Raw genomic sequence first — 21,242 nt, 5'->3', positions numbered from 1 at the left:
CCCGGCCGCTCACGGCGCCAGCGCCGCGGTACGGGCGAGCTTCAAAGCCGCCTGATAGTCGCCGACCAGCTTGTCCACCGCCGGCGCCATCGGATCGAGGAAGGAATTGGGATAGACGCCCATCCAGATCGTCAGAAGGATGAGCGGCAGGAAGATCGCGATCTCGCGCCGGTTCATGTCGAGGATGCCCTTCAGCGAGTCCTTGGTGAGCTCACCGAAGACGATCTTGCGATAGAGCCACAGCGCATAGGCCGCGCCGAGGATCAGGCTGGTCGCCGCCAGGAACGCCACCCACGTGTTGGCCTTGAAGGCGCCCAGCAGGACCAGGAATTCGCCGACGAAGCCCGACAGGCCCGGCAGGCCGACGCTCGCCAGGGTGAAGAACAGGAAGGTGAAGGCGTAGCGCGGCATGCGATGCACGAGGCCGCCATAGGCCGCGATCTCGCGGGTGTGCATGCGGTCGTAGACGACGCCGACGCAGAGGAAGAGCGCGGCCGACACGATGCCGTGGCTCAGCATCTGGAAGATCGAGCCCTGCACGCCCTGCATGTTCATGACGAAGGCGCCGATCGTCACGAAGCCCATGTGGGCGACCGACGAGTAAGCGATCAACTTCTTCATGTCCTCCTGCACCAGCGCGACCAGCGAGGTGTAGATCACGGCGACCAGCGACAGGCCGAACACCAGCGGCGCGAAATACTGCGTCGCCTCGGGGAACAGCGGGATCGAGAAGCGCAGGAAGCCGTACCCGCCCATCTTCAGCAGCACGCCGGCCAGGATGACCGAGCCCGCCGTCGGCGCCTCGACGTGCGCGTCGGGCAGCCAGGTGTGGACCGGCCACATCGGCACCTTGACCGCGAACGAGGCGAAGAATGCCAGCCACAGCCAGCACTGCCAGGTGAACGGCAGGCTGAGCTTCTCCATCGCCGTCGGCAAGTCCGTCGTGCCGACCTGCCAGTAGACTGCGATGATGGCCAGCAGCATCAGCACCGAGCCGAGCAGCGTGTAGAGGAAGAACTTGAAGGCCGCATAGACGCGCCGCTTGCCGCCCCACACGCCGATGATCAGGAACATCGGGATCAGGACGCCTTCGAAGAAGACATAGAACAGCGCCAGGTCGAGCGCGCAGAACATGCCGACCATGAAGGTCTCGAGCACGAGGAACGCGATCATGTATTCCTTGACGCGAACCTTGATCGATTCCCAGCTCGCCAGGATGCAGATCGGCGTCAGCAAGGTCGACAGCAGCACGAAGAACAGCGAGATGCCGTCGATACCGGCGTGGTAGCCGATGTTCAGCGCCGGCACCCAGGCGATCTTCTCCTCGAACTGGAAGCCCGCCTTGGTCGGGTCGAAGCGCACCCAGAGAAGCAGCGAGATCAGGAAGGTGACCGTCGTGGTGACGATCGCCACGCTGCGGACGTTGCGATCGACGGCCTCCTTCGGGCCGTTGACGATCAGGCAGAACAGCGCTCCCACCAGAGGCAGGAACGTGATCAGGGAGAGGATGGGCCAGCTCGACATCGGGGCCTTACCTCGCCGACAGCATGAAGTATGTGACCAGGCCGGCAACGCCGACCAGCATCACGAACGCATAGTGATAGAGATAGCCGCTCTGGAAGCGCATCAGCACGCCCGCCATGTCCTGCGCCCGAGCCGCGACATTGTCGGGGCCGAGCCCGTCGATCACGGCGCCGTCGCCCTTCTTCCAGAGGAAGCGGCCGATGGCCAGCGACGGCTTCACGAAGATCGCGTCGTAGAGCTCGTCGAAGTACCACTTGTTGTAGAAGAAATCGTGCAGGCGCGGGAATGTCCTGACCGTGCGCTCCGGCATGTCGGTGCGCACCACGTAGTAGTAGTAGCTGAGCGCGATGCCGGCGATCGCCAGCACCAGCGGCATCAGCTTCACCCAAAGCGGCACCTCGTGCGCGTGATGCAGCACCTCTTCCGTGGCCTTCACGGCGAGCGAATGGCCCCAGAAGGCGTGCCAGTCGTGGCCGACGAACCAGTCGTAGCCGACAAGGCCCGAGAACGCCGCGCCGATGCCCAGCACGTAGAGCGGGATCATCATGACGATCGGCGATTCGTGGGCGTGATCCCAGGTGTGGTGATCGCCGCGATACTTGCCGTAGAAGGTCATGAACATCAGGCGGGTCGAGTAGAACGCCGTCATGAAGGCCGCGACCACACCCATCCAGTAGGCGAACACGCCGACCGTCGAGTGCACGCCGTAGGCCGACTCCAGCATGACGTCCTTGGAGTAGAAGCCCGCGAAGCCCAGGCCGTTCCCGAAGAGGAACGGAACGCCGATGCCTGACAGCGCGAGCGTGCCGACCCACATCAGGATGAAGGTCTGCGGCGCCTTCTCGCGCACGCCGCCCATCTTGCGCATGTCCTGTTCGTGGTGGAGGCAGTGGATCACCGAGCCCGACCCGAGGAACAGCAGCGCCTTGAAGAAGGCGTGGGTCGTGAGATGGAACATAGCGGCCGAGTAGCCGCCAACGCCGCAGGCGAAGAACATGTAGCCGAGCTGGCTGCAGGTCGAATAGGCGACGACCCGCTTGATGTCGAACTGGGTAAGGCCGACCGTGGCGGCGAAGAACGCCGTCAGCGCGCCGATGATCGTCACCACCATCGAGGCGGTCGGCGCCAGCTCGAACAGCGGCGACAGGCGGCAGACCATGAAGACGCCGGCGGTGACCATGGTCGCGGCATGGATCAGCGCCGACACCGGGGTCGGGCCTTCCATCGCGTCCGGCAGCCAGGTGTGCAGGCCGAGCTGGGCCGACTTGCCCATGGCGCCGACAAACAGCAGCAGGCAGGCGGTCTCGAGCGCCGGCAGGTCCATGCCGAGGAACTGGATGCGCATCTGCGCCATCTGCGGCGCCTTGCCGAAAATCTCCTCGAAGCCGACAGAGCCCGACAGCATCCAGACGGCGAAGATGCCGAGCGCGAAGCCGAAGTCGCCGACGCGGTTGACGATGAAGGCCTTCATCGCGGCGGCGTTGGCCGACGGCTTGTCGAACCAGAAGCCGATCAGCAGGTAGGATGCGAGGCCCACCCCTTCCCAGCCGAAGAACAGCTGCACGAGGTTGTCGGCCGTCACCAGCATCAGCATGAAGAAGGTGAACAGGCTGAGATACGCCATGAAGCGCGGGATGCTGGGGTCGTCCTCCATGTAGCCGATGGAGTAGATGTGGACCATCGACGACACGCCGGTGACCACGATCAGCATGACGGCGGTCAGCGTGTCGACGCGCAGCGCCCAGGAGATGTCGAGTGTGCCCGACTCCATCCAGGAGAACAGCTTCACGACGATCAGCTTCTCGGTGCCGAACCCGATCTTGACGAAGACGAAGACAGACAAGGCGGCGGCGATCAGCAGGGCCGCGCAGGTCACGATCTGCGCCGGACGGGCGCCGATCACGCGACAGAAGAGACCGGCAATCGCTGCCGCGACCAGCGGCAGGAAGACGATGAGCTTGATGGCGAGATCCATGATGAGTGCGCCCTAGCCCTTCATCGCGTTGATGTCTTCGACCGCGATGGTCCCGCGGTTACGGAAGTAGACCACCAGGATCGCCAACCCGATCGCCGCCTCGGCGGCGGCCACGGTCAGCACCAGCATGGCGAAGATCTGTCCCACGACGTTGCCCTGGAAGACCGAGAAGGCCACCAGGTTGATGTTCACCGCCAGCAGCATCAGCTCGACGCACATCAGGATGACGATGACGTTCTTGCGGTTCAGGAAGATGCCGAGGATGCCCATCGTGAACAGCACGGCGGCAACGGCGAGGTAATGGCCGAGACCGATCGTCATCAGACGCCTCCCCCGGTCGGAACCTTGACCACCGAGATGGCCTGTTCCTTCGTGCGGTTGATCTGCTCACCCGCCTTCTGGCGGCGGACGCCCGGCCGGCTGCGGAGCGTGAGCACGATGGCGCCGATCATGGCGACCAGCAGCACCAGTCCGGCGACCTGGAAGAGATAGAAGTACTGCGTGTAGAGCACCCGGCCGATGGCCCGGGTGTTGTCGATCGCCATCACCTGGGCGCCGTGGGTGTTCAGCGCCGCCACCGTCGTCGAGCCGCTGCCGATGATGCCGACGCCCAGCAGCAGCTCGGCGAACAGCACGGCGCCGATGAGGGCGCCCACCGGGAAGTATTCGAGGAAACCTTCCTTCAGCTCAGTGAGGTTGATGTCGAGCATCATGACCACGAAGAGGAAGAGCACCGCGACTGCGCCGACATAGACGATGACCAGGATCATCGCGATGAACTCGGCGCCGATCAGCAGGAACAGGGCCGCCGCGTTGAAGAACGCGAGGATCAGGAACAGCACCGAATAGACGGGATTGCGCGACACCACGACCATGGCGGCGGAAGCCACCGTGATCGCGGCGAAGACGTAGAAGGCCAGGGCCTGGAGTATCATGATCTGTGTCCCCCGCCCGGCTCAGCGATACGCCGCGTCGGAATGGAGGTTGGCCGCGATCAGCGTCTCCCAGCGGTCGCCGTTCGCGAGCAGCTTGTCCTTGTTGTACATGAGCTCCTCGCGCGTCTCGGTCGAGAACTCGAAGTTCGGCCCCTCGACGATCGCATCGACCGGGCAGGCTTCCTGGCAGAAGCCGCAGTAGATGCACTTCGTCATGTCGATGTCGTAGCGCGTGGTGCGGCGGCTGCCGTCGTCGCGCGGCTCGGCCTCGATGGTGATGGCCTGCGCCGGGCAGATCGCCTCACAGAGCTTGCACGCAATGCAGCGCTCCTCGCCGTTCGGATAGCGGCGCAGCGCATGCTCGCCGCGGAAGCGCGGGCTGAGCGGGCCCTTTTCGTAGGGGTAGTTCACCGTCACCTTGGGTTTGAACATGTACTTCAAGGTGAGAGCGAAGCCCGCCACCAGTTCGGAGAGCAGGAAGGCGCGCGCGGTACGGTCGAGGGAAGCCATAGCGTTGTCTCCTAAGGCTTCGGCAGCCAGCCGCCGAACGTCAGCACGGCGGCGGTGAGGACGACCCAGCCCAGCGACACGGGCAGGAACACCTTCCAGCCCAGGCGCATCAACTGGTCATAGCGGTAACGAGGCAGCGTGCCCTTGGTCCAGCTGAAGACGAACAGCAGGAAGGCGATCTTGAGGGCGAACCAGATGACGCCCGGCACCAGGGTGAACGGCGCATAGGGGATCGGCGAATGCCAGCCGCCCAGGAACAGGACCGCGCCCAAAGCCGAGAGCAGGATCATGTTGGCGTATTCGCCGAGGAAGAACAGGCCGAAGGTCATGGCCGAGTATTCGGTGTGGAAGCCCGCGACCAGCTCGGCTTCCGACATCGGCAGGTCGAACGGTGTGCGGTTCGTTTCGGCCAGCGCCGAGACGAAGAAGATCACGAACATCGGCAGCAGCGGCAGCCAGAACCAGTTCCAGAACCAGCCGGACTGGGCCAGCACGACCTTGGAGAGGTTCAGCGAGCCGACGCAGAGCAGCACGGTGATCAGCACGAAGCCGATCGAGACCTCGTAGGAGACCATCTGCGCGGCCGAGCGCAGCGCACCGAGGAACGAGTACTTCGAGTTCGACGCCCAGCCGGCGATGATGATGCCGTAGACGCCGAGCGACGAGATGGCGAACAGGTAGAGGATGCCGACGTTGATGTCGGCGATGACCCAGCCATTGTCGAACGGCACGACCGCCCAGGCGACCAGCGCCGTCATGAAGGCGATCATCGGCGCGATAATGAACAGGATGCCGTTGGCGCTCGACGGGACGATCGTCTCTTTCAAGACGAGCTTCAGTCCGTCGGCCATCGGCTGCAGCAGGCCGAACGGGCCCACCACGTTGGGACCGCGGCGAAGCTGGATCGACGCCCAGATCTTGCGGTCGGCATAGGTCATGTAGGCCACGGCCAGCAGCAGCGGCACGGTCACGGCCAGGCACTGCAGCAGGATTAGGATCGCGATGCCGAGCCAGTTGGTCGTGAAGAAGGTGTGAATATCGGCGAACATGCCCTACTCCGCCGCCATGAGATGCGACCGCGAGGCCATGCAGTCGGCCATGGTCTTGGAGGCGCGGCTGATCGGGCAGGTCATGTAGAAGTTCGGCACGGCCGCCTTGAACGGCGCATCCGTGGTCGCGCCGGCCTTGCCGAACGGTCCCCAGACGGCAGGCGCCTGCTGGTCGATCGCGGCGAAGACCTTGTTCACGGCCACTAGGCGCGAACGGACCTGCTGCAGCGTGTCGTACGGCAGCTTCTTTCCCAGCCGCTCCGAAAGCGCGCGCAGGATCGCCCAGTCCTCGCGCGCATCGCCCGGCGGATAGCCGGCGCGGCGTGCGATCTGGACGCGGCCCTCGGTGTTCACATAGAGGCCGGGCTTCTCGGTGTAGGCCGCGCCCGGCAGGACCACGTCGGCGCGATGAGCGCCGGCATCGCCATGATGGCCCTGGTAGATCACGAAGGCCTTGCCGAGCTTCGTAGTGTCGAACTCGTCGGCGGCCAGCAGGAAGACCGCCTCGATCTCCTTCTTCTCGCAGCTGGCCAGGATGCCGGCGACGTCACGACCGCCCTCGCCCGGCACGAGGCCGAGGTCGAGGCCGCCCACGCGCGCGGCAGCCGTGTGCAGCACCGCAAAGCCGTTCCAGTCGTCGCGCACCGCATTCAGCTTGCCGGTCAGTTCGTGGACCAGCGCCAGAACCGCGGCGCCGTCCTCGCGGGCGAGCGCGCCCATGCCGACGATGATCAGCGGATGCTTGGCGCCCTTCAGCTTCTCGAAGAAGCCGAGCTTGCCCTCGACCAGCTCGCGCAAGGTGGCGGGGCCCGCGCCCAACCGCTCGACCGGATAGGTCAGGTCATCGGCCGGGCCGATGCTCGCGACCGGGCACTTGCCGTGGAGGTAGCGCTTGCGGATGCGCGCGTTCAGCACTGGCGACTCGGCACGCGGGTTGGTGCCGATCAGCAGGATGGCGTCGGCCTGGTCGATGCCACGAACGCCGGCATTGAAGATGTAGCTGCCGCGCGGGCCGTCGAGCTTGGCGCCATCCTGGCGGCAGTCGATGTTGGCCGAGCCCAGCGACGCCATGAGGTCCTTGAGGGCCACCATGGATTCGGCATCGCACTGATCGCCGACGATGGCCGCGATCTTCGAACCGTCGAGGCCCTTCAGCTTGGCGGCAATGGCGCTGAAAGCCTCATCCCAGGTCGCTTCTTCCAGCTTGCCCTTGCGGCGGACGTAGGGACGATCAAGACGCTGGTGACGCAGGCCGTCGAGCGCGTGGCGCGTCTTGTCGGAGATCCACTCCTCGTTCACGTCGTCGTTCAGGCGCGGCAGGATGCGCATCACCTGCGCGCCGCGCGTGTCGATGCGGATGTTCGAGCCGAGCGCGTCGAGGACGTCGACCGATTCAGTCTTCGTCAGCTCCCACGAGCGAGCCTCGAAGGCGTAGGGCTTCGAGGTCAGTGCGCCGACCGGGCAGAGATCGACCAGATTGCCGGAAAGCTCCGTCGACAGGGCATGTTCGACATAGGTCGTGACTTCCATGCTCTCGCCGCGGCCGGTCGCACCGAGCTCTTCCACGCCCGCGACCTCGGTCGCGAAGCGGATGCAGCGCGTGCAATGGATGCAGCGATTCATCGAAGTCTTGACCAGCGGGCCGAGTTCCTTGTCCGGCACCGCGCGCTTGTTCTCGTGATAGCGGCTGCGGTCGAAACCGTAGGCCATCGCCTGGTCCTGCAGGTCGCACTCGCCGCCCTGATCGCAGATCGGGCAGTCGAGCGGATGGTTGATCAGCAGGAACTCCATCACGCCCTTGCGCGCCTTCTGCACGGTCGGGGTCTGCGTGGAGATGATCTGGTTGTCGGCGACCGGCAGCGCGCAGCTCGCCTGCGGCTTCGGCGGGCCGGGCTTCACCTCGACGAGGCACATGCGGCAGTTGCCGGCGATCGACAGACGATCATGGTAGCAGAAACGCGGGATCTCGACGCCCGCCAGCTCACAGGCCTGAAGGACCGTGATGCCGGCCGGCACCTCCATCTCGACGCCGTCGATAGTGACCTTGGGCATTGCCTGCTCCCCGCCCCGCCTACTCGGCCGCCAGTTTTTCGGTGCGCGCGCGGATGCGGCGCTCCATCTCGGGCCGGAAATGCCGGATCAGGCCCTGGATCGGCCATGCGGCCGCATCGCCCAGCGCACAGATCGTGTGGCCTTCCACCTGCTTGGTGACATCCTCGAGCGCGTCGATCTCCTCGATGCGCGCGTTGCCCGTCACCATCCGCTCCATCACGCGCCACATCCAGCCGGTGCCTTCGCGGCACGGCGTGCACTGGCCGCAACTCTCGTGCTTGTAGAAGTAGCTGAGTCGCGCGATCGCCTTCACGACGTCGGTCGACTTGTCCATGACGATGACCGCCGCGGTGCCGAGGCCCGAGCGCTGGTCGCGCAGCGAGTCGAAATCCATCAGCTGGTTGTCGCAGATCGACTTGGGCAGCAGCGGCACTGAGGCGCCGCCCGGAATGACCGCCAGCAGATTGTCCCAGCCGCCGCGCACGCCGCCGCAATGACGCTCGATCAGTTCACGGAGAGGAATGCCCATCTCCTCTTCCACGTTGCACGGCTTGTTCACGTGGCCGGAGATGCAGAAGAGCTTGGTGCCGGTATTGTTCGGACGGCCGATGCCCGCGAACCAGGCCGCGCCGCGGCGCAGGATGGTCGGCGCGACGGCGATCGATTCGACGTTGTTCACCGTGGTCGGGCAGCCATAGAGGCCGGCGCCCGCCGGGAACGGAGGCTTCAGGCGCGGCATGCCCTTCTTGCCCTCGAGGCTCTCCAGCAGCGCGGTCTCCTCGCCGCAGATATAGGCGCCGGCGCCGCGATGGACGTAGAGGTCGAAGTCCCAGCCCGAGCCGCAGGCGTTCTTGCCCAGCAGGCCCGCGTCGTAGGCTTCCTTGATCGCGTAAATCAGGTTCTGCGCTTCGTTGTAGAACTCGCCGCGCACGTAGATGTAGCCGGCGTTGGCGCGCATCGCGAAGCCCGCGACCAGGCAGCCCTCGATCAGCAGATGCGGATCGTGACGCATGATGTCGCGATCCTTGCAGGTGCCCGGCTCCGACTCGTCGGCGTTCACGACGAGGTAGTGCGGACGGTCCTTCACCTCCTTGGGCATGAAGGACCACTTCATGCCGGTCGGGAAACCCGCGCCGCCACGGCCGCGCAGGCCGGACTTCTTCATCTCGTCGATGATCGCGTCGACGCCCCGGTCGAGGATCGCCTTGGTGTTGTCCCAGGCGCCGCGCGCGCGGGCGCCGGCCAGGCGCCAGTCGTGGATGCCGTAGAGATTGGTGAAGATGCGGTCTTTGTCGCTGAGCATGGTCCTACTCGCCCTTCAGCGTCGTCAGGCCGCCTTCGGGCGCCGACGTCTGGCGATCCACCTGCGGTCCGGGCTTTGGCGTCTCGCCGCGCCGGAACGCGTCGAGCACCTTGTTCATCGAAGCCTCGTCGAGGTCTTCGTAGAAATCGTCGTTGATCTGCACGACCGGCGCGTTGACGCAGCCGCCGAGGCACTCGACCTCCTGCACGCTGAACATCTCGCCGTCAGCGGCGTGCTGGCAGGCCTTCATCACGCCCTCGGAGCCGCGCAGCCAGCACGGCGTCGTGGTGCAGACCTGCAGCAGGTACTTACCCTTCGGGCGCAGCTGGAACATCGTATAGAAGGTCGCGATCTCGTAGACGCGGATCGGCGCCATATCGAGGATGCGCGCCACCTCGTTCATCGCCGCGCGCGGCAGCCAGCCCTGCTGACGCTGCGCCAGATCCAGCACCGCGATCACGGCGCTCGCCTGACGGCCCGGTGGATAATGGGCAATCTGCTCCTCGACCTTCGCCATGTACTCGGGCGTGAAGGAAAAGCTGGCGACCTGCGGGACGTCCTTGGGGTCGGCGGTGATCATCGCCATCGCATCGTCTCCTAGCGGTCGATCTCGCCGAACACGATGTCGAGCGAACCGATGTTCGCCGACATGTCGGCGAGCTGGTGGCCCTTGGTCATCATGTCGAGCGCCTGCAGGTGCGGGAACCCGGGAGCGCGGATCTTGCAGCGGTAAGGCTTGTTGGTGCCGTCGGACACGAGATAGACGCCGAACTCGCCCTTCGGCGCCTCGACCGCCGTGTAGGTCTCGCCCGCCGGCACCTTGTAGCCTTCGGTGTAGAGCTTGAAGTGATGGATCAGCGCTTCCATCGACCCCTTCATCTCGCCACGACGCGGCGGCGAGATCTTGCGGTCGTCGACGCGCACCGGACCGCCCACGGTACGCAGCGCCTTCACGCACTGCTCCATGATCCGGACGCTCTGGTACATTTCCTCGATGCGCACGAGGTAACGCGCGTAGCAGTCGCCGGTCTTGCCGACCGGGATGTCGAAGTCCATGCGGTCGTAGACGTCGTAGGGCTGCGACTTGCGCAGGTCCCACGGCAGGCCCGAAGCGCGGATCAGCGGACCGGAGAAACCCCAGTCGAGCGCCTCCTCGGCCGAGACGACGCCGATGTCGACGGTGCGCTGGCGGAAGATGCGGTTGTCGTTCAGCAGGTTCTCGATGTCCTTCATGAACGGGTAGAACTGCTTGATCCACCCATCCATCGAATCGAGCATGCCGTCCGGCAGGTCCTGGTGGACGCCGCCCGGCCGGAAATAGGCCGCGTGCATGCGCGAGCCGCTCACCTGCTCGTAATATTCCATCAGCAGCTCGCGCTGCTCGAAGCCCCACAGCGGCGGCGTCAGCGCGCCGACGTCCATCGCGAAGGTCGTGACGTTCAGCAGATGGTTCAGGATGCGCGTGATCTCGGAGAACAGCACGCGGATGTACTGGCCGCGCTCCGGCGCTTGGATGCCCAGCAGCTTCTCGACCGCTAGCGCGTAGGCATGCTCCTGGTTCATCGGCGACACGTAGTCGAGCCGGTCGAAGTACGGCACCGCCTGCAGGTAGCTCTTGTACTCGATCAGCTTCTCGGTGCCGCGATGCAGCAGGCCGATATGCGGATCGCAGCGCTCGACGATCTCGCCGTCCATCTCGACGACGAGACGCAGCACGCCGTGAGCCGCAGGATGCTGCGGCCCGAAGTTCATCGTCAGTGTCTTGATTTCGACGTCGGACATGTCAGTTCGCCTTCGCCGGTGCGGGCGCCGGCGCCGCGGCGGCTTCCTTGGCCTTCTCGTCGCCCGGCAGAACCTGGGGAGCGCCCTCCCACGGACTCAGGAAGTCGAAGCGACGGAATTCCTGGGTGAGCTTCACCGGTTCGTAGATCACGCGCTTCTGCACGTCGTCCCAACGCAGCTCGACGAAGCCGGTCAGCGGGAAATCCTTGCGCAGCGGATGACCTTCGAAGCCGTAGTCCGTGAGGATGCGGCGCAGATCGGGATGGTCGGAGAACCAGACGCCGTAGAGATCGTAGGTCTCGCGCTCGAACCAGCCGGCCGAACTGTAGACCGGCGCGGCCGACGGCACGGGCGTCGTCTCGTCGGTCGCGACCTTCACGCGGATGCGCTGGTTATTCTTGAGGCTGAGCAGATTGTAGACGACGTCGAAGCGCTTCTCGCGCTCGGGCCAGTCCACGCCACAGATGTCGATCAGTTGCTTGAACAGGCACTTTGGATCGTCACGAAGGTAGGTCAGCAGCGCGATCACCTTGTCGGCGCTCGTCTCGAGCATCAGTTCGCCGAGGCGAATTTCCGTCTTCGACACCACACCCGCCTGAGCCTGGGCGATGTGGTCGGCGAGTTCCTTGAGGGCCTCGCTCATCAGCGCACCAGCGTGCCCGTGCGACGGACCTTCTTCTGGAGCTGGAGCACGCCGTAAAGCAGCGCCTCGGCGGTCGGCGGACAGCCCGGCACGTAGACGTCGACCGGCACGATGCGATCGCAGCCGCGCACGACGGAATAGCTGTAGTGATAGTAGCCGCCGCCATTGGCGCACGAGCCCATCGAGATCACGTAGCGCGGCTCGGCCATCTGGTCGTAGACCTTGCGCAGCGCCGGCGCCATCTTGTTGGTCAGCGTGCCGGCCACGATCATCACGTCGGCAGCGCGTGGGCTCGGCATCGGCGCGAAGCCGAAGCGGTCGAGATCGTAGCGGCTCATCCAGCAGTGGATCATTTCCACGCCGCAGCAGGCCAGGCCGAACGTCAGGCCCCACATCGAACCGGTCCGCGCCCAGGTGATCAGCTTGTCGAGCTGGGCGACGACGAAGCCCTTGTCGGCCAGTTCGTCGTTCAAAGCCCGTGACAGCGCCGCTTCTGCGGCCGTGTTGGGCTTGGTCGGAGTGATCACTCCCATTCCAGGGCTCCCTTACGCCATTCGTAGATGAAGCCCACCGTCAGGACGCCGAGGAAGAGCATCATCGACCAGAAGCCGAAGAGGCCGATATCGCCCAGCGCCACGGCCCACGGGAACAGGAACGCGACTTCGAGGTCGAAAATGATGAAGAGGATCGCCACGAGATAGAAGCGAACGTCGAACTGTCCGCGCGCATCGTCGAACGGGGCGAACCCGCATTCGAACGGCGACAGTTTCTCCGAGTTCGGATTCTGGCGGGCGATCAGATACGACCCACCTAACATGGCGCAGACCAACCCGAAGGCTAGGCCGAGGAATATCAGGATCGGAAGATATTCTCTGAGAAGAGCTTCCATCGCCACCCCTTGCGCCCTGTTTTTATGGGCTGCCAGTGTTTGGGCTGGCGCGAGCGACGGGACTCGAACCCGCGACCTCCGGCGTGACAGGCCGGCATTCTAACCAACTGAACTACGCCCGCTTTCAGCCCCAAACGGCGCGCGGAGAGATATAGGAGCGCCTAGTGGGTGTCAAGCATACCGCAACCGCGAAGAGGTGCGTAAATGCCCGATATTTCAATAAGTTCCGCTGCACAGATAATGATTGGCGAAACAAAATGTGGTGGGCGATGACGGGATCGAACCGCCGACCAGTCCCGTGTAAAGGGAATGCTCTACCGCTGAGCTAATCGCCCGCCGTGGGTGGTAGCACGGCGATGTGTGAAAAGCCTAGTTGATCGCGTCCTTCAGGGCCTTGCTGGCCTTGAAACGCGGCACGTTCGCCGCCGGAATCTTGATCTTCTCGCCAGTCTGGGGATTACGCCCCTCGCCCGCCTTGCGCTTGGACACCTGGAACGTGCCGAAGCCGACCAGAAGGACCTTTTCCTTCTTCCGCAGCGATTTCGTGATCACCGTAAGGATCGAATCGACGGCATTCGCGGCATCGACTTTGGAAAGGTTCGTCGAAGCGGCGACGGCGGCGATCAGATCGTGCTTATTCACGGGCGAGCCTCTGCATGGTCCGGCGACCCCAAGTTTACGGTCGCCCGGAAAACGGCGTCAACGATCAATACCACATTTTGTAGGCTTGACGGGAATTCGACCGCACAGCTTGCGGTAAAACGACGAAGCCCCGGATTTCTCCGGGGCTTCGCTCATTTCGTTCAGATCGGGCTGGCGATCAGTGGGCTCGTGCCGCCTCCGGCGTTTCCGCCGGCTTGGGCGTCACGGCATCGAGGTCGTTCACCCATTCGATGGCGACCAGCGGCTTCACCAGCGCCCGGGCCAGCACCTCGTCCACGGTCGAAACCGGCACGATCTCCAGGCCCTTCTTCACGTTGTCGGGAATCTCCGGCAGATCGCGCTCGTTCTCCTTGGGAATGAGCACGGTCTTGAGACCGCCGCGCAACGCAGCCAGCAGCTTCTCCTTGAGGCCGCCGATCGGCATGACCCGCCCGCGCAGGCTGATCTCGCCGGTCATCGCCACTTCCTTGCGCACCGCGATGCCGGTCAACGCCGACACGATCGAGGTGACCATGCCCACGCCGGCGGACGGACCGTCCTTCGGCGTCGCGCCTTCCGGCACGTGGATGTGGATGTCGCGCTTCTCGAAGATGCTCGACTTGATGCCGAACACATGGGCACGCGACCGGACGTAGGCGTTGGCCGCCTGCACCGACTCCTGCATCACGTCACCCAGCTTGCCGGTGACAGACATGCGGCCACGTCCCGGAACCAGCACGGCCTCGATCTGCAGCAGTTCGCCGCCGACTTCGGTCCACGCCAGGCCCGTCGTGATGCCGACCAGATCCTCGAGCTCGGCCTCGCCGAAGCGGAAGCGCCGGACGCCGGCGTACTTGTCGAGGTTCTTGCGGCCGATCTTCACCTTGGTCGTCCCCTTCATGAGGATTTCCTTGGTGGCCTTGCGGGCCAGGTTGGCGATCTCGCGCTCCAGGTTACGGACGCCCGCCTCGCGCGTGTAGTAGCGCACGAGGTCGCGCACCGCGTCGTCGTGGATTTCGATCTCGTTCTCCTTGAGACCGTTCGCCTCGACCTGCTTCGGAATCAGGTGCTTGCGCGTGATCGCGACCTTCTCGTCCTCGGTGTAACCGGCGAGACGGATGATCTCCATGCGGTCCATCAGCGGCTGCGCCATGCGCAGCGAGTTGGCCGTGGTGATGAACATCACGTTCGACAGGTCGTAGTCGATTTCGAGATAGTGATCGTTGAACGACGTGTTCTGTTCGGGGTCCAGGACCTCGAGCAGCGCCGACGACGGATCGCCGCGGAAATCCGCGCCAAGCTTGTCGATCTCGTCGAGCAGGAAGAGCGGGTTCGACGACTTCGCCTTCTTCATCGACTGGATGACCTTGCCCGGCAGCGAGCCGATGTAGGTCCGGCGATGGCCGCGGATCTCGGCTTCGTCACGCACGCCGCCCAGCGACATGCGCACGAAGTTGCGGCCCGTCGCCTTGGCGATCGACTTGCCGAGCGAGGTCTTGCCGACGCCGGGAGGACCGACGAGGCACAGGATCGGGCCCTTCATCTTGTCGACGCGCTGCTGGACCGCGAGATACTCGAGGATGCGCTCCTTCACCTTCTCGAGGCCGTGGTGGTCGGCGTTGAGAATCTCCTCGGCGTACTTCAGGTCCTTGATGATCTTGGTGGGCTTGCGCCACGGAATCGACAGCAGCCAGTCGAGGTAGTTGCGCACCACCGTCGCCTCGGCCGACATCGGGCTCATCGTCCGCAGCTTCTTCAGCTCGGCGTTGGCCTTCTCCTTCGCCTCCTTGCTGAGACGCGTCCGCTTGATGCGCTTCTCCAGCTCGGAGATCTCGTCGCGACCGTCCTCGGTCTCGCCAAGCTCCTTCTGGATCGCCTTCATCTGTTCGTTGAGATAGTACTCGCGCTGCGTCTTCTCCATCTGACGCTTCACGCGATTACGGATCTTCTTTTCGACCTGGAGGACGCCGATCTCGCCTTCCATCAGACCGAGGATACGCTCCAGGCGCTTCGACACGGAGTCGAGCTCGAGCAGCTGCTGCTTCTCGGCGACCTTGAGGGCGAGATGCGCGGAGATGGTGTCGGCAAGCTTCGCCGGCTCCTCGATCTTGTTGATCGAGACGACGACTTCCGGCGGCACCTTCTTGTTCAGCTTCACGTAGTTCTCGAATTCCGAGACCACGGTGCGGGCAGCCGCCTGCAGCTCGGCACCGTCGCCGGCCGATTCTTCCATATCGACAGCAAGCGCCTCGAAGAAATCAGGGCGATCGTTGTAACCGGTGATCTTCACGCGACGGCCGCCCTCGACCAGCACCTTCACGGTGTCGTCCGGCAGCTTCAGCAACTGGAGCACGGTGCCCAAGGTGCCGATCGTGTAGATGTCGTCGGGGCCGGGATCGTCCTGGCTGGCGTTCTTCTGGGCGATCAGCAGAATCTGCTTGTCGTCCTTCATGACCTCTTCGAGCGCCTTGACGCTCTTTTCGCGGCCTACGAAGAGGGGAACGATCATGCCGGGAAACACGACGATGTCGCGCAGCGGCAGGACGGGATAGACGGTTCCTTGAGTGGGGGCGGTGGTCATGATTGCCTCGCAACGTACCTGTTAGAGCTACCCGCGCCTTGGCCGGGGATCCCCATGCGGGCGATCCACGGCACGCACACGCGTGCACTCGTTATCAGAGATTGGCCTGAACAGAGGGTTGTTCAAGGCCCGTCGGGAAGTCCGCCGGCGACGGTTATCGCCGGCGCAGCAAAAGTCAGGCCGGCGCAGCGGCAACGCCCTCTTTGCGCTCGCCGTGCACGTAAAGCGGCTGGGCGCGACCCTCTATCACTTCCCGATTGATCACCACTTCCTCCACCCCGTCGAGCGACGGCAGGTCGTACATGGTGTCGAGCAGCACGGTCTCCATGATGGACCGCAGCCCGCGGGCGCCCGTCTTGCGCACGATCGCTTTCTGGGCGACAGCGCGAAGGGCGTCATCGGAGAACTTGAGCTTGACGCTCTCCATGTCGAAGAGCCGCTGATACTGCTTGATCAGGGCATTCTTCGGACGCGTCAGGATCTCGATCAGCGCGACTTCGTCCAGGTCATCGAGCGTGGCGACGACCGGCAGGCGACCGACGAACTCGGGGATCAGGCCGTAGCGCAGCAGATCCTCGGGCTCGAGATCCTTCAGGATCTCGCCGGTACGGCGATCCTCGGGGCCACGAACTTCCGCGCCGAAACCAATCGACGTGCCCTGGCGGCGCATCGAGATGATCTTGTCGAGGCCGGAGAACGCACCGCCGCAGATGAACAGGATGTTGGTCGTGTCGACCTGCAGGAACTCCTGCTGCGGATGCTTGCGCCCGCCCTGCGGCGGCACGGAGGCGACGGTGCCTTCCATGATCTTCAGCAGCGCCTGCTGCACGCCCTCGCCCGACACGTCGCGCGTGATCGACGGGTTGTCGGACTTGCGGCTGATCTTGTCGACCTCGTCGATGTAGACGATGCCGCGCTGCGCCCGCTCGACATTGTAGTCGGCCGACTGCAGCAGCTTCAGGATGATGTTCTCGACGTCCTCGCCGACGTAACCGGCTTCGGTCAGCGTCGTGGCGTCGGCCATCGTGAACGGCACGTCCAGCATGCGGGCCAGGGTCTGGGCGAGCAGTGTCTTGCCGCAGCCCGTCGGGCCGATCAGCATGATGTTGGACTTGGCGATCTCGACTTCGTTCGACTTACCGCCATGGGCCAACCGCTTGTAGTGGTTGTGCACGGCGACGGCGAGGATACGCTTCGCCCGGTCCTGTCCGATGACATAGTCATCGAGGATCTGGCGGATCTCCTTCGGAGACGGCACCCCGTCCTTGGATTTGACGAGGGTTGTCTTGCTCTCTTCCCTGATGATGTCCATGCAAAGCTCGACGCATTCATCGCAGATGAACACGGTCGGCCCGGCAATGAGCTTGCGGACTTCGTGCTGGCTCTTGCCGCAGAAGCTGCAATACAGGGTGTTGCGGGAATCACCCCCGGACTTGGCGGCTGGCATGTCGGTAACGCACCTCCGCTTGGGGGGCCCTACGACCTGAGGGCCCGCTCACAAGCCTATGTTAAACGTGCCGCCCGGACGGCGACAACATCAAAATATGGTGTGTCGCCGTGCGAACAGGGAACAATTGGTCGCCTTTGCCCTCTTACGAGGCAGCGGCCTGGATGGTTGTCGGGGTCGGCCGCTTCTCGAGAACATCGTCGATGAGGCCGAATTCCTTGGCTTCCAGTGGCGCAAAGAACTTGTCGCGCTCCATGGTCTGCTCGATCACCTCGATCGGCTTGCCGGTATGCTCGACGTACATCTGGTTCAGCCGTGCGCGGGTCGCCAGGATCTCGCGGGCATGAATTTCGATGTCCGTGGCCTGTCCCTGGGCGCCGCCCGACGGCTGGTGGATCATGATCCGGGCGTTCGGCAGGGCGAAGCGCTTGCCCTTCTCGCCCGCCGTCAGCAGCAGCGAGCCCATCGACGCCGCCTGGCCGTAGACCAGGGTCGAGATGTGCGGGCGGATGTAACGCATGGTGTCGTAGATCGCCATGCCGGACGTCACCACGCCACCGGGCGAGTTGATGTAGAACGAGATGTCCTTCGTCGGGTTCTCGGCTTCGAGATAGAGCAGCTGGGCGCAGAGCACGCCCGCCACATGATCTTCCACCGGACCGTTAAGGAAGATGATCCGCTCTTTGAGCAGCCTCGACCAGATGTCGTAGCCACGCTCGCCGCGCGCCGATTGCTCGACCACCATCGGCACGTAGTAGTTGTTGTAGACTTCCAGCGGATCGCGGTCGCGAGTCATCGCGGGGCCCCCATGAGTAACGATGCTCTAGAAAGTGGCAGCGCCGGTGGTCCTGTTCAAGGCCACCGGCACAAGATCAGCTCGCCGCCTTCTCCGCGGGCTCTTCCTCTTCCGCCTCGCGGGCGGCCTTGAGCAGTTCCTCAGGGGTAACCGACTTGTCGGTGACCTTGGCCAGCTCGAGGATGAAGTCGACGGTCTTCTCCTCGAAGATCGGCGCGCGGAGCTGGTCCTTCATCTCGGCGTTCTTGCTGTAGAACTCGAGCACCTGGCGCTCCTGGCCCTGATAGCGCATGGCTTCGCGCATCACGGCCTGGTTGAGTTCTTCCGGCGTCACGTCGATGTTGTTGGAGCGGCCGACATCGGCCAACAGCAGGCCGAGGCGAACGCGGCGCTCGGCGATGTCGCGGTACTCCTTGCGCATCTTCTCTTCGTCTTCTTCGACCTTCTGGCCGTTCTTCTTGGCTTCCTCGATGCGCTGCCAGATGGCGTTGAATTCGCCTTCGACGAGGCCTTCCGGTACCGCGAACTTCTGCGTGTCGGCGAGCTTGTCGAGCAGCTGGCGCTTGATCATCGTGCGCGAGATCTGCGTGTAGTCCTGGCCGATCCGCTCGCCCACCGCCTTGCGCATGGCTTCGAGGTTCTCGAAATTGTTCTTCTTCGCGAGCTCGTCATCGGCGGGCTTGTCGACGTACTCGAGCACTTCCTTGACCGTGCACTTGAATACGGCGTCCTTGCCGGCAAGTTCGGGCGCGCCGTACTCGGCCGGGAACGTCACCTTCACGTCGATCGGCTTGCCGACCTCGGCGCCAATGAGCTGGTCTTCGAAGCCCGGGATGAACGAGCCGGAACCCAGCTCCAGCGTGTAGTCCTGGGCCGCGCCGCCGGGGAACTCGACGCCGTCGACCGAACCCACGAAGTCGAGCTTGATCGCGTCGCCCTTCGCCGCCGGACGCGGCGGATCGACCGGCTTCTGCTCGCGGTTGGCCTTGGCGATGCGCTCCAGCGCCTCGTCGATGTCCTTCTCGGGAACTTCGGCCTTGAGACGCTCCAGCTCGATGCCGGAGAAGTCGAGCTTGCCGATCTCCGGCAGCACTTCGACGACGACTTCGAACTCGACGTCCTTGCCCTCTTCGAGCTGCTTCAGGTCGACCTTCGGCTGCAGAGCAGGCTTCAGGCCACGGTCCTCGATCGCCTTGGCAGTGCTCGTGTTGACGGCCGCCTCGACCGCTTCGCCGAACAGCGCCTGGCCATATTGCTTCTTGAGCAGGCTGACCGGCACCTTGCCCGGACGGAAGCCCGGCAGCGCCGCGGTCTTCGCCATCTCGGCGAGACGCTCGTCGATCTTCGACGTCAGGTCGCCGGCGGGGACGACGATCTTGAACTGGTGCTTCAGGCCTTCAGCCGAGAGTTCCGTAACTTGCATTGTCTCACTTCCATTTCCTGGTGCGGGCGGAGGGACTTGAACCCCCACGCCTTGCGGCACGAGAACCTAAATCTCGCGTGTCTACCAATTCCACCACGCCCGCCCGAAGCCTGCCCAAACATCATTCTGAGCCATCGGGGCGCGCCGCGAAGGCCGAATCGCGGGCCTCTTAGCCCGACCCCGCCGAACGGTCAATTAAAGGACGATAGCGACTGCAACGCGCGTGGCAGAAGAGCGGGCAAATCCTCGGCGATCAAGCCGGGGAGACCGAATTGCAGCGCACATTCCCCGTGCAGCCACGCCGCCGCGGATGCCGCGGCAAACGGCGTGAGGCCCTGCGCCAGCAGTCCTCCGATCAATCCCGCCAGGACGTCGCCCGAGCCGGCCGTGGCCAATGCCGGTGAGGCATGAATGTTGATGATCGCCCGGCCGCCGGGCTCGGCGATCATCGTATCAGGGCCCTTCAGCAGGATCGTCGCCCCGCTCCGCTCCGCCGCCCGCCTCACCCGCTCCAGCTTGTCGGCCTTCCCGGCGAGATCGGGGAAAAGTCTTCGGAACTCCCCTTCATGCGGCGTGAGCAATGTCGGGCCCGAGATGCTGGCAAACAGAAGATCGGGCTGCGCGGCGAAGACGGTGATCGCGTCGGCATCCAGCACGACGCGGCGCCGCGCGCCCAGCGCCGCGAGGACCGAATCGCGGGTCCGGTCGGAGACGCCAGACCCAGGCCCCACGAGGATGGCGTTGCGCCTCTCGTCGGCCAGCAGGTGGCCGAACATCGCGCCATCGTCGGCTTCGACAACGAGGTTGCCGGGTTCTGCGGCCTGCAAGGCCGCCATGGTCGATCGAACGGCTGCGATCGTGACGAGACCCGCTCCGACGCGACGGCCGGCCAGCGCGGCCAAGCGCGCCGCGCCCGTGGCCTGCGGGCCCGCCAGGATGCTGAGGTGTCCCCGCGCGTACTTATGGTCGGCGATATCGTCGCGCCGAAGCAGGTGTGCCCACAGGGACGGCGCATTCAGCCAGGCTTGCGGGCCGATCGTGTCCAGCGCCGCCGCGGGAATGCCAATGTCGGCGATGCGGAGGTGGCCGCAACGGCGCAGGCCTTCGACTGAGTAATGGCCGGGCTTCGCGCGGAAGAACGACACGGTCGTTTCCGCGTGAAACGCACGGCCCAGGATTTCGCCGGTATCGCCGTGAAGGCCGGTCGGGACATCTACCGAGACGACGGTGAGGCTGCGCTCGTTCGCCCCGTCGATGGCGATGGCGATCTCTCCGTCGATCGGCCGGCTGAGGCCCGCGCCAAAGATGGCGTCGATCACGAGAGGCGCGTCGTCGAGCAGCAATGGCGACCATGCCTCGACCGGCCCGTGCCAGGTACTCCCGGCCCAGGCGGCATCGCCCTTGAGTTTCTCGATCTGGCCGAACAGCGCCAGCCGCACCGGCCAGCCCGTGGCCTGGAGGTGTCGCGCGGCGACGAAACCATCGCCACCGTTGTTGCCGGGCCCGCACAGCACGAGCACGGGGCGGCGTGCATGGCGTTCCATGACGGCCGCGGCGACCGCCCTGCCCGCGCGTTCCATGAGATCCTGCCCTGGCACACCGCCGGCGATGGCGAACGCGTCGGCCTTCGCCATTTGCGCACAGCTCAGGAGAGCAAGCTCGGCTTGGGGATTGAGATCGCGCACTTCAGG

Annotated in this window: 19 protein-coding genes and 3 tRNA genes; all 22 read right to left on the bottom strand. The window is 64.6% G+C overall.

Annotated features, from left to right (window positions below):
- Positions 1-9: 9 nt before the first annotated feature.
- Entirely contained in the window at positions 10-1,524 is a 1,515-nt protein-coding gene (locus AC1RP5_RS10720) for an NADH-quinone oxidoreductase subunit M (RefSeq protein WP_493110627.1), read from the bottom strand.
- Between the two features lie 7 nt (positions 1,525-1,531).
- On the bottom strand, positions 1,532-3,499 hold the full coding sequence (gene nuoL / locus AC1RP5_RS10715) for an NADH-quinone oxidoreductase subunit L (RefSeq protein WP_493110626.1): 1,968 nt from the start codon (positions 3,497-3,499) through the stop codon (positions 1,532-1,534).
- Positions 3,500-3,511: 12 nt separating this feature from the next.
- Positions 3,512-3,820, bottom strand: a complete 309-nt coding sequence (gene nuoK / locus AC1RP5_RS10710; protein ID WP_296331027.1) for an NADH-quinone oxidoreductase subunit NuoK — start codon at positions 3,818-3,820, stop codon at positions 3,512-3,514.
- Positions 3,820-4,434 carry an NADH-quinone oxidoreductase subunit J gene (locus tag AC1RP5_RS10705; RefSeq protein ID WP_493110625.1) on the bottom strand — a complete coding sequence of 205 codons (615 nt, stop codon included), beginning with the start codon at positions 4,432-4,434 and terminating at the stop codon, positions 3,820-3,822. Before AC1RP5_RS10705 ends, nuoK begins: the two co-directional genes overlap by 1 nt.
- A gap of 21 nt (positions 4,435-4,455) precedes the next feature.
- Positions 4,456-4,944, bottom strand: a complete 489-nt coding sequence (gene nuoI / locus AC1RP5_RS10700; protein WP_493110624.1) for an NADH-quinone oxidoreductase subunit NuoI — start codon at positions 4,942-4,944, stop codon at positions 4,456-4,458.
- 11 nt (positions 4,945-4,955) lie between these two features.
- Positions 4,956-5,981, bottom strand: a complete 1,026-nt coding sequence (gene nuoH / locus AC1RP5_RS10695; RefSeq protein WP_493113337.1) for an NADH-quinone oxidoreductase subunit NuoH — start codon at positions 5,979-5,981, stop codon at positions 4,956-4,958.
- Between the two features lie 15 nt (positions 5,982-5,996).
- Positions 5,997-8,045 (bottom strand): NADH-quinone oxidoreductase subunit NuoG, encoded by a 2,049-nt coding sequence (gene nuoG, locus AC1RP5_RS10690; RefSeq protein ID WP_493110623.1) that lies wholly within the window; start codon positions 8,043-8,045, stop codon positions 5,997-5,999.
- A gap of 19 nt (positions 8,046-8,064) precedes the next feature.
- Entirely contained in the window at positions 8,065-9,348 is a 1,284-nt protein-coding gene (gene nuoF, locus AC1RP5_RS10685) for an NADH-quinone oxidoreductase subunit NuoF (protein WP_493110622.1), read from the bottom strand.
- 4 nt (positions 9,349-9,352) lie between these two features.
- Positions 9,353-9,934: an NADH-quinone oxidoreductase subunit NuoE gene (gene nuoE / locus AC1RP5_RS10680; protein WP_493110621.1), complete on the bottom strand. Its 582-nt coding sequence runs from the start codon at positions 9,932-9,934 to the stop codon at positions 9,353-9,355.
- Positions 9,935-9,945: 11 nt separating this feature from the next.
- Complete coding sequence (locus AC1RP5_RS10675; RefSeq protein WP_493110620.1) at positions 9,946-11,130, bottom strand: NADH-quinone oxidoreductase subunit D; 1,185 nt, start codon at positions 11,128-11,130, stop codon at positions 9,946-9,948.
- Position 11,131: 1 nt separating this feature from the next.
- Positions 11,132-11,773, bottom strand: a complete 642-nt coding sequence (locus tag AC1RP5_RS10670) for an NADH-quinone oxidoreductase subunit C (protein WP_493110619.1) — start codon at positions 11,771-11,773, stop codon at positions 11,132-11,134.
- Entirely contained in the window at positions 11,773-12,306 is a 534-nt protein-coding gene (locus AC1RP5_RS10665; RefSeq protein WP_493110618.1) for a NuoB/complex I 20 kDa subunit family protein, read from the bottom strand. Before AC1RP5_RS10665 ends, AC1RP5_RS10670 begins: the two co-directional genes overlap by 1 nt.
- The gene (locus AC1RP5_RS10660; RefSeq protein ID WP_068198877.1) at positions 12,297-12,662 is read right to left on the bottom strand and encodes an NADH-quinone oxidoreductase subunit A; all 366 of its coding nucleotides are present in this window, start codon (positions 12,660-12,662) and stop codon (positions 12,297-12,299) included. The genes AC1RP5_RS10665 and AC1RP5_RS10660 overlap by 10 nt, the downstream gene beginning before the upstream one ends.
- Positions 12,663-12,707: 45 nt before the next feature.
- A tRNA-Asp gene (locus AC1RP5_RS10655) sits at positions 12,708-12,784 on the bottom strand.
- A 138-nt stretch (positions 12,785-12,922) separates the two neighbouring features.
- Positions 12,923-12,997: transfer RNA gene (locus tag AC1RP5_RS10650), tRNA-Val, on the bottom strand.
- 34 nt (positions 12,998-13,031) lie between these two features.
- The gene (locus tag AC1RP5_RS10645) at positions 13,032-13,304 is read right to left on the bottom strand and encodes an HU family DNA-binding protein (protein WP_295136838.1); all 273 of its coding nucleotides are present in this window, start codon (positions 13,302-13,304) and stop codon (positions 13,032-13,034) included.
- Positions 13,305-13,482: 178 nt separating this feature from the next.
- Positions 13,483-15,885 (bottom strand): endopeptidase La, encoded by a 2,403-nt coding sequence (gene lon, locus AC1RP5_RS10640; RefSeq protein WP_493110617.1) that lies wholly within the window; start codon positions 15,883-15,885, stop codon positions 13,483-13,485.
- A 175-nt stretch (positions 15,886-16,060) separates the two neighbouring features.
- Positions 16,061-17,332, bottom strand: coding sequence for an ATP-dependent Clp protease ATP-binding subunit ClpX (clpX, locus tag AC1RP5_RS10635; protein WP_493110616.1), 1,272 nt, complete (start codon positions 17,330-17,332; stop codon positions 16,061-16,063).
- 145 nt (positions 17,333-17,477) lie between these two features.
- Complete coding sequence (locus AC1RP5_RS10630) at positions 17,478-18,128, bottom strand: ATP-dependent Clp protease proteolytic subunit (protein ID WP_493110615.1); 651 nt, start codon at positions 18,126-18,128, stop codon at positions 17,478-17,480.
- A gap of 76 nt (positions 18,129-18,204) precedes the next feature.
- The gene (tig, locus tag AC1RP5_RS10625) at positions 18,205-19,551 is read right to left on the bottom strand and encodes a trigger factor (RefSeq protein WP_493110614.1); all 1,347 of its coding nucleotides are present in this window, start codon (positions 19,549-19,551) and stop codon (positions 18,205-18,207) included.
- Between the two features lie 18 nt (positions 19,552-19,569).
- Positions 19,570-19,654: transfer RNA gene (locus AC1RP5_RS10620), tRNA-Leu, on the bottom strand.
- Between the two features lie 88 nt (positions 19,655-19,742).
- Positions 19,743-21,185: an NAD(P)H-hydrate dehydratase gene (locus AC1RP5_RS10615; RefSeq protein ID WP_493110613.1), complete on the bottom strand. Its 1,443-nt coding sequence runs from the start codon at positions 21,183-21,185 to the stop codon at positions 19,743-19,745.
- Between the last annotated feature and the right edge of the window lie 57 nt (positions 21,186-21,242).

It is taken from the genome of Reyranella sp. GW821-FHT12G01 (assembly GCF_058806575.1).
Note: the sequence above shows the minus strand (reverse complement) of the source record. Positions and strands in the feature narration are given on the sequence as shown.